13 protein-coding genes are annotated in these 13417 nt (G+C 48.0%); 4 read left to right on the plus strand and 9 right to left on the minus strand.

Features of this window, described 5'->3' with window-relative positions; genetic code table 11:
- Positions 1-111 precede the first annotated feature (111 nt).
- The 3 genes from AB4111_RS27070 to AB4111_RS27080 all read right to left on the minus strand — a co-directional run bounded on the left by AB4111_RS27070 (position 112) and on the right by AB4111_RS27080 (position 2763).
- Positions 112-1044 (minus strand): sensor histidine kinase, encoded by a 933-nt coding sequence (locus AB4111_RS27070; RefSeq protein ID WP_442034092.1) that lies wholly within the window; start codon positions 1042-1044, stop codon positions 112-114.
- Complete coding sequence (locus AB4111_RS27075) at positions 1041-1706, minus strand: response regulator transcription factor (protein WP_442034216.1); 666 nt, start codon at positions 1704-1706, stop codon at positions 1041-1043. The genes AB4111_RS27070 and AB4111_RS27075 overlap by 4 nt, the downstream gene beginning before the upstream one ends.
- A 205-nt stretch (positions 1707-1911) precedes the next feature.
- Positions 1912-2763 carry a DegV family protein gene (locus tag AB4111_RS27080; RefSeq protein WP_442034094.1) on the minus strand — a complete coding sequence of 284 codons (852 nt, stop codon included), beginning with the start codon at positions 2761-2763 and terminating at the stop codon, positions 1912-1914.
- A 305-nt stretch (positions 2764-3068) separates the two neighbouring features.
- Between AB4111_RS27080 and AB4111_RS27085 the strand changes: the two genes are divergently transcribed.
- From AB4111_RS27085 to AB4111_RS27100, 4 genes are all read left to right on the plus strand, one after another.
- Complete coding sequence (locus AB4111_RS27085; RefSeq protein ID WP_442034096.1) at positions 3069-3845, plus strand: ABC transporter permease; 777 nt, start codon at positions 3069-3071, stop codon at positions 3843-3845.
- The gene (locus AB4111_RS27090) at positions 3842-4642 is read left to right on the plus strand and encodes an ABC transporter permease (RefSeq protein ID WP_442034098.1); all 801 of its coding nucleotides are present in this window, start codon (positions 3842-3844) and stop codon (positions 4640-4642) included. The genes AB4111_RS27085 and AB4111_RS27090 overlap by 4 nt, the downstream gene beginning before the upstream one ends.
- Before the next feature lie 22 nt (positions 4643-4664).
- Entirely contained in the window at positions 4665-5633 is a 969-nt protein-coding gene (locus tag AB4111_RS27095; protein ID WP_442034218.1) for an ABC transporter ATP-binding protein, read from the plus strand.
- A 96-nt stretch (positions 5634-5729) separates the two neighbouring features.
- Entirely contained in the window at positions 5730-6407 is a 678-nt protein-coding gene (locus tag AB4111_RS27100; protein WP_442034100.1) for a deacylase, read from the plus strand.
- A 90-nt stretch (positions 6408-6497) separates the two neighbouring features.
- Here AB4111_RS27100 and AB4111_RS27105 read toward each other — a convergent pair whose 3' ends face one another.
- The 6 genes from AB4111_RS27105 to AB4111_RS27130 all read right to left on the minus strand — a co-directional run bounded on the left by AB4111_RS27105 (position 6498) and on the right by AB4111_RS27130 (position 13295).
- A complete protein-coding gene (locus tag AB4111_RS27105; RefSeq protein ID WP_442034102.1) occupies positions 6498-6899 on the minus strand; it encodes a MerR family transcriptional regulator in 402 nt (133 codons plus the stop codon).
- Between the two features lie 26 nt (positions 6900-6925).
- A complete protein-coding gene (locus tag AB4111_RS27110; protein WP_442034104.1) occupies positions 6926-8422 on the minus strand; it encodes an alpha/beta hydrolase family protein in 1497 nt (498 codons plus the stop codon).
- Between the two features lie 80 nt (positions 8423-8502).
- Positions 8503-10065 carry a glycoside hydrolase family 32 protein gene (locus AB4111_RS27115; RefSeq protein WP_442034106.1) on the minus strand — a complete coding sequence of 521 codons (1563 nt, stop codon included), beginning with the start codon at positions 10063-10065 and terminating at the stop codon, positions 8503-8505.
- A 42-nt stretch (positions 10066-10107) separates the two neighbouring features.
- Positions 10108-10938 carry a carbohydrate ABC transporter permease gene (locus AB4111_RS27120; RefSeq protein ID WP_397384290.1) on the minus strand — a complete coding sequence of 277 codons (831 nt, stop codon included), beginning with the start codon at positions 10936-10938 and terminating at the stop codon, positions 10108-10110.
- Positions 10935-11819 carry a carbohydrate ABC transporter permease gene (locus AB4111_RS27125; RefSeq protein WP_091019202.1) on the minus strand — a complete coding sequence of 295 codons (885 nt, stop codon included), beginning with the start codon at positions 11817-11819 and terminating at the stop codon, positions 10935-10937. The genes AB4111_RS27120 and AB4111_RS27125 overlap by 4 nt, the downstream gene beginning before the upstream one ends.
- Before the next feature lie 147 nt (positions 11820-11966).
- Positions 11967-13295, minus strand: a complete 1329-nt coding sequence (locus tag AB4111_RS27130; protein WP_442034109.1) for an ABC transporter substrate-binding protein — start codon at positions 13293-13295, stop codon at positions 11967-11969.
- Positions 13296-13417: the final 122 nt, after the last annotated feature.

Here is a 13417-nt window from a genome sequence, read left to right on the forward strand (position 1 = left end):
TTACGTCCCCTGTCCGGGTTCCTATATCTGTATTGTAAAGAGAAAAGTCTGCTTTTTTATTAATCAAATCTTACAAAAACCTTAAGCTTGCTCGGTAACACCAAAACGGCTCTACCAAGCCTTGAAGGTAACTGAAAATACAGTCCGTTGATGTGGCACACTATGTAAATGAATGCTTCCACCCATCCGCTCAACTAGCCGCTTTGTGATCGTCAGACCAAGACCGCTGCCCTGATAGAGTCGATTACGGGAATCCTCCAGCGTATACATGCGTTCGAACACACGATTATGCTCACTTTCCGGAATCCCCTTCCCTTGATCCCAGATTTGTAGCGTCACATGTCCACCTGTCGAACGTTCGATTGATAGCCCCAGCACCTTACCCTCTGCTCCATATTTCATCCCATTGGTAATAAGATTATCCAACACTCGGTCCAGAGCTTCTTCATTCGCTTGCACAAAGATATCCCCCTCCGGTATCTCCAACTGAACATGCAACCCGAGATTCGTCAACATTTCATAAAAGGAGAGCATCTTCACGCGGCTTAATTCGCTTATATTCACTCGACTAAGCACCAGCTCGGTGTCTCCGGATTCCAGCTTCGCCAAGTCAAAAAAGGAATGGATCAAACGCAAAACTTCCTGCGCCTTATCTTGGATTTTCTCTGTCATAATCTTCCGTTCCTGATCGGTCAGTGATGGACTGTGCAGCAAGCTCTCACTATAACCCAGCACAACTGTGAGCGGCGTTTTCAGATCATGTGAAATGTTGGAGAGCATATTGCGCATTTCCTTCTCCTGGTTCGCATAACCGGCCTTAGCGCGATGCGCATGGTCCAGCAGCTGGTTCATGTCTTTCAGAAGCTGGCTAACCTGCTCATCACTGTTGAATACGAGCAAGCGCTCAAAGGTGCCTTGATCCAAAATATCGGATATTTTCTCATGAATATACGACAGGTGTTGGCTCCGTTTCCGCAATCTCATCCACAATCCAATGACCATAATGGCTAGAATACCTGTTGTAATAGCAAAAATCAGTGTCATGCCTGCTCCGCCTCCAGCTTATATCCGATGCCCCAGAGTGTCTTGATATACTGGGGATCTGAAGGATCAGCCTCCAGTTTCTCACGCAGACGACGCATATGCACGTTAATGATATTTTCGTCCCCATAATAATGATCATTCCAGACCGAAGCGTAGATTTGGGCCTTGGTGAATACTTTGCCGGGATGGGTAACCAATAGCTTCAGAATGCCAAACTCCTTGGAGGTTAGCTTGACGGGTGTACCTTCACGCTCCACCTCGTACGTCTCCATGTCGACCACAAGTCCTCTTAGGTGAATACGCTGAGCTTTAACCACTTCAGCCACAGGCTGAGCAGTATAATTGGCGCGGCGAATTGCAGCTTTAATCCGGGCAGTCAATTCAATTAACGAGAACGGTTTGCTCAAATAATCGTCAGCGCCAAAGCCCAGACCAAGCGCTTTATCCACCTCCCCATCCTTCGCAGACAGAATGAGCACAGGCACCAAACTCACTGCCCGAATGGTTTGCAGTACATCCATCCCACTCTTGCGAGGGAGCATCAGGTCCAGAATAACCAGATCATACCCAGGTTGTGACTGGCTGAACTGACGTTCTGCCTCTAAGCCGTCATATGCATACGTGACGTCGTAGCCCTCTTTTTCCAGATAAGGTCCGACCATTTCACTAATTGAACGATCATCTTCAACAAGCAACAAGCGGTAACTTGACACGATTTCCCCTCCAGCATGAACATTTTTCCTTTATTACCTCACAGTTTGTTTGAATTGGCAATGACATACGAAAAAACCTGACAGGAAGTACACTTGGGTATAAAGTGTGTTTCCTGCCAGGTCTATGAGCGTTTACAGATGAGTGCTTGTTCGTCTAATTTCTATATCCGTTCTCGCTGTGTATCCAGCATAATCCAATGGTTCCTGCACCTGCGTGTATGCTTACCACAGGGATGAACGGCATGATTTCGGTCTTTAGTTTGGGGAGCAGATTGGCAATCTGCTTCTTGATCGTGACGGCTTCATCCTGATTGTTCGCATGCATAATGCATACATGTTTTACTTTCTCCATATCCAGCTTAAGCATATCCAACATGCGATCTTTCGTTCGCTTGAACGTGCGGATCTTCTCATTCACAACCACTTTGCCCTCTTCAAATCGGAGCAGCAGATGGATCTTGAGCAGTTGACTGATGATCAGCTGTGTGCCGGACACCCTGCCACTGCGATGAAGATTCTGAAGGCTCGCTGGTATGAGGTAAAAGGACATGTTATCAATCATCTGTTCAATATTTACTTTGATCTCGGAAGCCGAACATCCCTGCTTCTGCCATTCCAGTCCTTGCATAACCATCTCACGAAGAGGATAGGCACCTGCCTTTGAATCAATTGCGGTCACCGTCACACCTGCAATCTCTGCAGCCTGCATAGACGTATGCAGCGTTCCGCTAAGCTCTGTAGAGCAATGAATCGTAATAATCTCATCGTACTTGTCTTTGAGCGATTCATACAGTTCAATGAACTCGCCAATGGGGGGCTGCGAACTGCTCGCACGTGAAGCCTCCGCAAGTTTCTCATAGAACATTTCAGATGTTATGTCATCGGTTTCCCGGTAACATTCCTCTCCAAATACGATGCGCAGCGGTACGATATAGATATGATTTTGCTCCGCAAAAACGGGATCCAGTGTACTGGTACTATCGGTGACCCATGCAATTTTCTTCATGACATCCTTCTCTCTTGCCGGATTGTTCGTTCTGTATCCTCAATCGTCAGGCACAAGCCCGGCGGTTTATTTAAAATTTGAATATTTCACATTGTAAACGTTTGCGATACTACCTCTCAATTATAAATGAATGGACAGACCGTTGTCTTGTGGCGCAATCATGAACACCCCTATTAATACCATTATTAGCTAAAAAAATGTCTTGCCTGTGAAGGAATAAATTGGTATGCTGTTGTCCTTCTCTCTTTTTCGCCTTGACTGAAGTGAACGGAAACGCCGTTCAATCCACTTATCGGAGGTGTCACATGCTTTATTTCACTCTGGCTTCCAAAGCCTACTCCCGGAATCTGCAATACCGCGGGGCACACATGGTACATAACTTGGCAAGCGCCATGTTTGGTTACATGTATGCCTGCCTCTGGATCGGCATCGGGGCCGACCATACGCTCGGGGAATACGGGACACAGGGGATGATCAGTTACATTGCGTTCACGCAATCCTCTCTCTGGATCTCGGGTTTTCTCACGAATGGATTGGGTATTCCCCTATCCGTCAGGACAGGGCAGATCGCACTGGATCTGATGAGGCCTGTTCATCTGTTCACCCACCTAATGGCACGCGAATGGGGGCAGATTGCCTACCAGTTCGTGTACAAAAGTATTCCGATCTACCTGCTCTTCTCCATTGTCTTTTCCCTACATTGGCCCTCAGACGTTTCAACACTATTCTATGCCGCACTTGGTCTTGCCGGCGCCGCATACTTGTCCATCTGCATGAACTACATTATTGGTGCCACGTCGATGTGGACCACGGAGTCCTCCTGGCTTCACTGGGGCAATCACGCGATGATGAATCTGCTGGCTGGTTTTTTCATTCCGCTGGAATGGCTACCGAACTGGCTTGAACAACTTGCCTGGATATCACCCTACCCATTCCTGCTCTATGTACCTACCCGAATCTATCTTGGTTTCGAAGATGGCTCCTTGTTATGGGGAACCTTGCTTTGGTGCGTCTTTATGACGTTGATCTGTCTCGTGATCACCCAAGTGTTACGTCGTAAAGTGGAGGTGCAGGGCGGATGAAGCGAACTTCCTGGTTCCATTTATATAAAATGCTCATTCGAACAAGCATCCGCAGCCGGATGCAATACAAGTTCAATTTCATCATGGCGTCCGTACTGGCCGCTTTAATTCAGATCTCCGAGTTCCTGATGGTTGCTCTTGTGCTGCACAGATTCGGAGCAATTAAAGGCTGGTCCCTCCATGAGATCGGTTATCTCTTTGCCATCATGACGTTATCCAAAACACTGTATCGCACATTCGGCAATGAAGTTCATCATCTGGAAAAATATCTGGTTAATGGTGAGCTTGATCAACTGTTAACACGTCCCATGCCCGTATTGCTGGCACTGCTGCCGCAAAACTTCCGCATCATGGCTGGAGAAGTCCTGCAAGGCGGATTCATTCTCTGCTGGTCTTTGGCAGGCATGATGTACAGCGGACAGATCGGCTGGATCGCCATTCCCTTCTCCCTGCTCATTATTCTGACGGGCGCAGTCATTCTCTTTTCCATTGGACTCGCAACTGCCACACTCGGATTCTGGACCACACGCATCGAGGAATTACAGACGATTACTGAAGATGCAGCACGAACGGCTGCCCAATATCCGCTAACGTTATATCCCAAATGGATGTCTGGCATTCTACTAACGGTGATTCCCGTAGGGTTCGTCAACTATATTCCGTCACTCTATCTACTGCGGGGTGAAGGAGGAGCATGGGTCCTTGTTGCTGTTGCGGCGGTCGCCGTACTGAGCTTGGCTGCAAGTCTGCGTTTCTGGCAATTCGGCTTGACCAAATATCAAAGTACAGGTAGCTAAGGAGGCGAAACGAATCATGAACATGATCACAGCACGGCATCTGCAAAAGGAATTCAAAACTCCGGTTATTCGCGAAGGACGTTTCTCTGGGTTACGTACGTTATTTTCACGTGAGACTGTGTCCAAGGAAGCGGTACGCGATATCAGTTTTGATATCGGCCCAGGTGAGTTTGTGGGCTACATCGGTCCGAACGGGGCTGGCAAATCTACCACGATCAAAATGCTGACAGGTATCCTGCACCCCACCTCGGGCGAGGTACGGCTTGACGGTATGAACCCTCATCAGGACAGGCGCAGAACCGTTGGTCGACTCGGCGTCGTGTTTGGCCAGCGCAGCCAGCTCTGGTGGGATCTGCCTGTGAAAGATTCATATGATATTCTGGCCGAGATGTACGGCGTCCGTACCGAGGACAAAAAGAAACGGCTGTCCCAATTCGCCGAGCTGCTGGACCTTGAATCGTTCTGGGCCACGCCTGTCCGCAAGCTCTCGCTTGGACAACGCATGCGAGCGGATCTCGCAGCTTCCATGCTGCATGATCCCGAACTGCTTTTTCTCGATGAACCAACGATCGGACTGGATGTGAATGCAAAACGGAACATACGCCAATTTCTACGTACATTAAATGAGGAGTTTGGCAAAACGATTTTGCTGACCACCCATGACATGGACGACATTGAGCAGCTATGCAGTCGGGTGATGGTGATCAATCACGGTCAACTTACATATGACGGCTCGATCCCTTCTCTGCGCGACACTATCGGTCTGCCGACACTTATCCGAGTGACGTATCGGGGTTCATTTCTTATGCCTGATACCATACCGTCCGCCATTCAGATCACAGGAGTGGAAGGGCAGATTGTCACTGTCGAAGTTAACCGGAAGGAATGGAGCACGATGGACATTCTGAAGCAGCTTGAACAATGGGGTGAGATTGAAGATGTGGAGATGAAGGAACCCGACTTCGAAGATATCATCCATCGGGTGTATTAGTTGGCCCATTTTGTGAGGAAATAGGATGAAGACCTGTTCTTACGCCGTTACATGAAAGAGGGACATGGCGTACTGTACTAATGGAGGTGAAACGTCATGCTTGTGACCAAACATGTCCTTGCAGCATCCAGTGTACACCCCACTCCCTATTTCATCGTACGGGGCATGATGCCGGGCCCCGTAATGTTTATTACGTCCGGGGTTCACGGGAACGAAACGGCGAGCATGGCTGCTGCGCAAAAACTCGCAGATGATTGTGCGACAGGTCGTCACGCCATTCAGCGGGGGCTGTTAATTATCGTGCCACGCGTGAACCAGCAAGCCTACGTTAAGAAAATCAGAGGCAAGCCAGATCTGAATCGAACGTTTCCACGCCGTATGTCAGGCAAGGCCAAACATCCGCTCGCTGCAGCAGTTTTTCGTTTGGCGCGTGAACATCAAGCCGACTGGTGGATCGATCTGCATGAAGCCAACGGCCTGTCTCAACTGAGTTCGCGAGTGCTTGGACAGACGTTGATCACCAATTCCGGCAGTCGCACCATTCCAGCTTGCAGAAGAGTTATCGAACGGATGAATCGATCGATTGCCATTCGTGATCGTCATTTTAACCTCAAGCAGCATGAATTGCCGGGATCTGCCCGTACAGCGGCTTCAAGACTATTACAAGCCCGTTCCGTCACGGTGGAGACCTGTTGGAGTCTGAAGCGCGCGACCCGTATCAAGTATCAGACGGAGATTGTTCACCATTTTCTGCGTGAGGCGGGCATGTCGTGATGAAGAACATTACAATAGAACTAAAAGAAACCTCGGACAGAGAGCGCCCGAAGTACATCTTAAGGCGCTCTTTGTTCGAGGTTTTACAGTTTATAACTCTTTCTTTTGCACCCTGAACGATTGAATATAATTGTCGATATCGTCCTCCGGTGTATGCAACAGTCGTGCCAGATGAATCTGCATCTGTTCCAGATGGTCAATATGCTTCTGAATGTCAGCGATTTGGTCACGGACGAGTGTTTTTAACGTATCCTTTTCCATGTCTTCCTGACTGAGCAGTTGCAGGGTCTCTTGTATCTCCTTTAAGGAATAACCCAGCAACTGGGCATCCTTAATGAACTTAATTTTGACCAGATAATCCTCGGTATACACCCGATATCCATTGGAGGAACGACGGGGAGCAGGCAGAATTCCACTATCCTCGTAGTAACGGAGGGTTGCCATACTCACACCGGTACACTTGGCCAACATTCCTCTTGTCATGGTTTCCATGCCTACCCCTCCACCCTTCTGCAGACTTATTGTGCTTGTTCGTTGCGTATCTTGGTATACTTGGCATCATAAGTGACCTCAGGAAATTGAGATGCAGGGCCTTGCAATAACGGCTGCTCCTCCCCTTTGAGATAACGGTCAAAGAATGCGAGCGCATAGGATCTTGTTATATCCACATTATGTTCTGGCGTCATGCCTCTGGCAAATAGTTTCGGTGAAATTAATGAAATATCCGTAAAGCTTTGATGGAAGAAATTCTCCACCGTCAGATAATAGGTATCATTCAGACTGCTCGTCATCACATGGTCCAGATCCGGCTCAAACTCAAGGTAGAACACATTATCTTTGGATGTAGCATTCGGATCGAAGCTTTTAGCCGTTTCACCAGACATGATGTACATAAAAGGTTGTTTTAATGACGTCTTGGAGACGCTGCCCCAGAAGCCGCCTTCCAAACTGAGTCCTGCATGTAAACGTTCATCCTGTGCGAGTGCTTCGGCTGTTGTAGCCCCGCCATAAGAGTGCCCCATAATGCCTGTATGATTCAGGTCAAGCCTGCCCTCCAGCACCTGATTGGGATCATTCTGATTCCACTGTTCAAGCGTGTCGAGTACAAAACGTGCATCTGCTGCACGAATGCCTACCCCCTCCACATTATATTGATACAGTTCTTCTGACGTTGCAAATTCAGGCCCGGCTTCATAAGACACTTTATGCCCATCGGGGAAGGTAACGCGAGCTGAGGTATACGGATGATCCATACCTACAACAATATAGCCATGGCTAACCAGTTCCTCGACAGCAGTCATGCTCTGGAAACGGGCAGAACGAACACCGGGAGAGAACAGCACCACCGGATAAGAAGGGCTTGCGTCTGATATGGCTGCGCCTCTAACCACATGTGTCGGAATGGTATCAAGGTAGCTGAACACCTTGGGCGGGATACCAAATACCAGACTAATGGCTTCTCCAAGTTCAGACGGGTAAGACTCAGGAGTTATCCCCTTGGCATCCTCCGTGTTCACTGGATACCACACGTTAATCATCAGTTCCCGTTTGTCCCCGCTTTCCGGTGTAAACGTCTCTTCACGGGTTTTATCCACCAATTGTTGCGAAAATGTACCGATTGCAAACTGCCCCGTAGGATCAGGTATCGTAAATGCTGGAAAATACCAAGTGAGCAGTCCTGAGCCAGCGCCAGAGACCAGCGCCAGCATCGCAACCAGCGTGAGTTGAAGCCAAGAACGCCATTTCGGTTTCTGCTTCTCTGCAAAATACCCAGTGACTCTGTTACGATACTCTTTCACTAACTTAATGATTAATACGATGAAGATTATGCCTGCAACAAGATACGTTGGCAGCAGCATCACGCGAAACGAATCTAATATGCCGTGAAGCAGCAATGCTAATATCAAGGCAGCCGACATCCCTGCCGCAAGTTTCCGACGCTTTGAGTACATAGGTATACACAACGCTGCGCCAATCGTTACAAGTACCAGTATCCATTCCATTAGTTTCATCATTCATCCTCCAAACGTTGTTGATGAAACCAGAATAAACCTTGAAGTATACTTCAAGGTCAAGGCTGAATTTCAGAAACAATTTATTGAGGAATTCGTATATCCCATTTGCGAAGTTCGGTCAATGTACACGTTCCGGACGCGAAAGCCTTAATACCTGTTGAGTTCGGCCCAGGATATATCCGCCCTGTCATTACCTGCTCTCCCTGCTGGATGAACACCTCAATGGAGCTGACATCCATAAAAATATGAAGTTCCAGTTTCCCGTCAAGCAGTTCCACTGTCACAGCACGTTCTCCCCCCGGCCCTTGTCCGGCCCGCTCGCGATTTAAGCATAGACGACGCTGCTGTACATCATAGGAAATCACTGTTTCTTCGTCCTCACCCGTGCGCAGCTTCAACCCGAATTGTCGTGCCTGTTCCGCTTCGAATACAGCATACATTTCGTAACGGTCTCCGCTGATTCCAAGATCAAGATCATGTTCATCACCATTTAAATGTATACCATACTGTTCGTTGCCTTCCGACCTGTACTGTATAAGTTCGGGAAGCGGCTGGAATATCAATCGGTCTCCCCTACGAATTAGTTGTCTCGGCAAAGTCATCGCTCCAGCCCAGGCATGAGACTGTTGTGTCGGAATTTCCGTTTCCCACGTATCCATCCAGGCCACCATGATTCGTCGTCCCTGTGCATCCTCCATCGTCTGAGGTGCGTAAAAGTCGAAGCCACAGTCCAGCGGAACGTACTGCTCGTACTGCAGTACACCTTGGTCTTCATCCAGCGTTCCCATCATATAAACGGTCGAATGCAAATTGCGATAGTTATCTCCCTGAGCAGGCATACGCTGCGGAGACATGATCAGCACATCTCGGCCATCCAGTGTGAACAGATCAGGACATTCCCAATTGTCGCCAAGCGTCCCGTCACTCTGGGCCATAATGTTAACATAACTCCAATCCAGCAAGTCCGCTGAACGATACAACAGAATGACGCCTTTGCCCGCAGCATCATTCGATCCGAGGACGCAATAGTACACACCGTTTCGTTCAAACACTTTCGGATCACGGAAGTCCTTGGGACTGGTATACTCTGGGATTTGATCCAGTCGAATGACCGGATTCATCTCGCTTTTGACAAAATCAATTCCATTGTCCGAGACAGCGATATTCTGTGTCTGCAAGTAATCGTTATCCTTGTCGGGTCCAGTCACCACATGCCCCGTGTACATCAGCACCAACTTGCCATCCTGCACGATTGCACTTCCAGAGAAACAGCCTCCACTGTCGTAGCTCTGATCGGGTGCCAGTGCAACAGGCAGATAAGACCACGTAACCAAATCACGGCTCACCGCATGGCCCCAGTGCATCGGCCCCCATACCGGTTCGTAGGGATAATGCTGATAGAACATATGATACATCCCACCGAAGTATATGAAGCCGTTGGGATCATTCATCCAGCCCACCTCTGGCATCAAATGATAGGCCATTCGATAGGTTGGATCAACCTGATGTCGATGTTCCTTGATATATGCGTTGGCCCGGGCGAGTGTATAACTCTCCTTCGTGTGAGCCGACGAACTCGTCAGTCCAAGGTCTGTCTCTTGCCTTGTGTCTATTTCCTGTTTCTCGTATCGTTCCTGGTTCATATGTCCTTCACTCCTGTCTCTCTCTATATCACCCAACTGAACTTACTTGATAGCCCCTTGCATGACCCCCTGAATAATGTACTTCTGCGCAAACAGATACACGATCAGTACGGGCAGCAGGGTCAAGACCAGACCAGCCATCAATGGACCGTAATCGACTGTGTATGTCCCATAAAAATAAAACGTGGACAGTGGCAGCGTACGCTGCTCGGATGAAGTCAGCACCAGGGAAGGTAGCAGAAAATCATTCCATATCCACAATACATTCAGCACGCTAATCGTTACGGTTGTTGGCAGTAACACAGGCAGTACGATTCGAAAAAAGGTTTGCACTCTGCCGCAGCCATCCATTAGAGCCGCTTCTTCAAGCTCCAGGGGAATACTTTTGATAAAGCCATGATAGATAAATACGGCGAGTGGACTGCCAAAGCCAATATACATGTAGATCAGCGACCACTTGTTATCCAGCAGGCTGAGCGAGCCGTATATTTTAACCAGCGGAATCATAATAGCCTGAAACGGAATAATCATCGCAGCTACCATCAGGAAAAAGAGATACTGATTCACCTTGCTATTGTGACGAACAAAGTAATGGGCTGTCATCGCCGCAAAAAGAGCAATCAGTAATACACCTGCAATGGTTATGAGCAACGAATTGCTGAAGGCGGATACATATCCCATTTTGTCAAACGCATTGACATAATTATCGAATTGAAAGGAGCTTGGTAACCCTAGCGGATCGGAAGTAATTGCCTGGTTAGCCTTGAACGAATTGACGATGAGAAGTACAAACGGAAATACAAACAAAATCATCACAACGATTAATGCACTAAACTTTATCCAGTTGAGAATGCGCGATTGTCCAGCCATCATGCCTCGACCTCCAGTTTTTTGCTGAAATAAACCTGGAGCAGTGTGATGGCGGCTACAAGGATAAACAGCACAAAGGCTTCTGCCTGCCCCAATCCGTAGTCACGAGCAAGAAAGGCCTGCTCATACACATGCATGGATACCATCTCGGTGCTCTTGAAGGGCCCGCCACTGGTCAGGGAGACGTTCAGATCATACACCATGAAACCCCGTTGCAGTGACAAAAAGATGCACACAATAAACGAAGGAACCATCAGCGGCAATACAATGCGCGCCAGCATTTTGCGATTACTTGCCCCATCTATGCTGGCTGCTTCCATAACATCCTTCGGCACATTCATCAGTCCTGCAATGTAGATAACCATCATATAGCCGGCATACTGCCAAACGGTCACCACAATGAGTGCCCAGAACGCTTTGTCCGGGTCAGCCAGCCAGGAGGTGGAAAACAGAGTGAGGTTCATTTTTTGTCCCGCAAAGACGAGTACCTGATTAAAAATAAACTGCCAGATGAAACCAAGCACGATTCCACCCACCAGATTCGGCAGGAAAAATCCGGCCCGAAACCAGCCCTGCGCCTTCATTCCCCGGGTTACAGCGTAAGCGAGCAGGAAAGCAACTGCATTGGTGAGCACAACGGTAATAAATACGTACTCCAGCGTCATCCCGAATGATTTCCAGAACACGGTGTCCTTGAACACACCAATATAATTATCCCAGCCAACAAAGTTTTGATCGATGGCAATGCCATCCCAGTTCGTAAACGTCAAATAAATACCATACAGAAATGGAATAATCATCACTGTAGCAAACGCAAATAATGTCGGGCCAGTAAAGATCAGACGGGTTCGCAGACGTGTCCATAATCCTTTTTCGGTCAGCATTGTCAACCTCCACTCTATCCAAATAATTAGCCTAACGGTTGTGCCGGAAACAAGCCGAACAGACTTCGTGTGGAAGCTGTACATTCATCATCTCCGGCGTACCGCAAGTCTCTCTCTATGTGCTGCTCAGGGCTAAGATTAATTCCTTTATTTCACGTTGCTCCAGTATGCCTGAATTTCGCTGGCAAGTCCGGCACGGTCAATGACGTCAGCCAAGTATTTCTGCATGGATGCACCCAGTTTGGACCAGTGATCCGCAGGAAGTGTACTCATTGATTCCTCGATTTTGCCTGCCTTGATGTATTCACTAATGGACTTGCCAAGCGGATTCGTTGGCTCCAGTGTGATGTTGCTGAATGCCGGAATAATACTGGCTTGATTCACCAGGAAATCCTGACCTTTTTCGTTATAAACAATCCACTCCAAAAATTTCTTCGCCGCTTCCTGCTGCGCTGGTGTGCTCTTTTCCTTATCCAGCAATATTCGTTTGGATACGGCAGCAGAGATTTGCGTATTACCGAAATCATCCGCATTATTGCTCACAGGTACCGGGAGGAAGCCATATTTTCCATCTGCTGTATCAAAGCTTGAAATTTGTGGCCATGCCCAGTTGCCCTGGAACCATATGCCAACCTCACCCTTGCCAAGCACCTCCGGTCCACGCTCATAGGTTCCGGACAGAGGAGAAGCCTTGTCAATATTGTAGGTTTTCATCAGATCAAATGTATCCATCAAGCCATTAAACACGGCATTAGATGCAAGGTCCACTTGACCTGCCTTCAGATCGGTAATGAATTGATCCACCTTCGCACGGTCCGGCGACTGCCCACCATATGCAAGCCCCAGATAATGCGCACCAAGCGACCAATCCATCGGAGATACAATCAAAGGTGATTTTCCAGTAGCAGCGATCTTTTGGAACAGCTCATCAAGCTGTGCAGTGGTCTGTACAGACTTTGGATCGAATGTCCCACCTACCGCCTGATCCAAAACATTCTGGTTATAGATGAATCCATATCCTTCAATAGAGAACGGGAAGGCATAATTTTTGCCATCAAACGTTGTAGCCGCTGTGCTATTCTCCACAGCGTCCTTCATCCAAGACTCGGATGTGAGATCCAGAACACGATCCTTGAATTTCTCGACATCCCCTGTATCCAGCATCATCATCGTTGTAGGGCTGCCAGAGGCATACAAAGCAGACGCTTTTTCAAACGGAGACTGTCCACTGCCTACAGGTACAATTTCAAGTGTGACATTTGGATTTTCGGCATGGAAGTCTTTAGCCGCTTGCTCCAGCTGACTGTTAATTTCCGACTTGGAATTGAGCAAGGTGATTTTGACACTCTCACTGCTGCTCCCCTCTGAGGAGGAGTTGGACTCCGTCGCTGCTTTACTTCCACATGCCGACAATACAAGCATCATAATCAAAGACAATACCGATAATTTCATCATCCATCTCTGTTCTCTTTTCATCTTTTATGGCCCCCGATCGATAGTTTAAAAGGAAACGCTTACAAATCGAATTATAATGTCAAAGGTTTGACATGTCAATCGTTTGACATACCATTCAAAAAAAATTATTTCGGCTTGATTTC

This window comes from Paenibacillus sp. 2KB_22 (genome assembly GCF_052115745.1).
Classification (GTDB): domain Bacteria; phylum Bacillota; class Bacilli; order Paenibacillales; family Paenibacillaceae; genus Paenibacillus.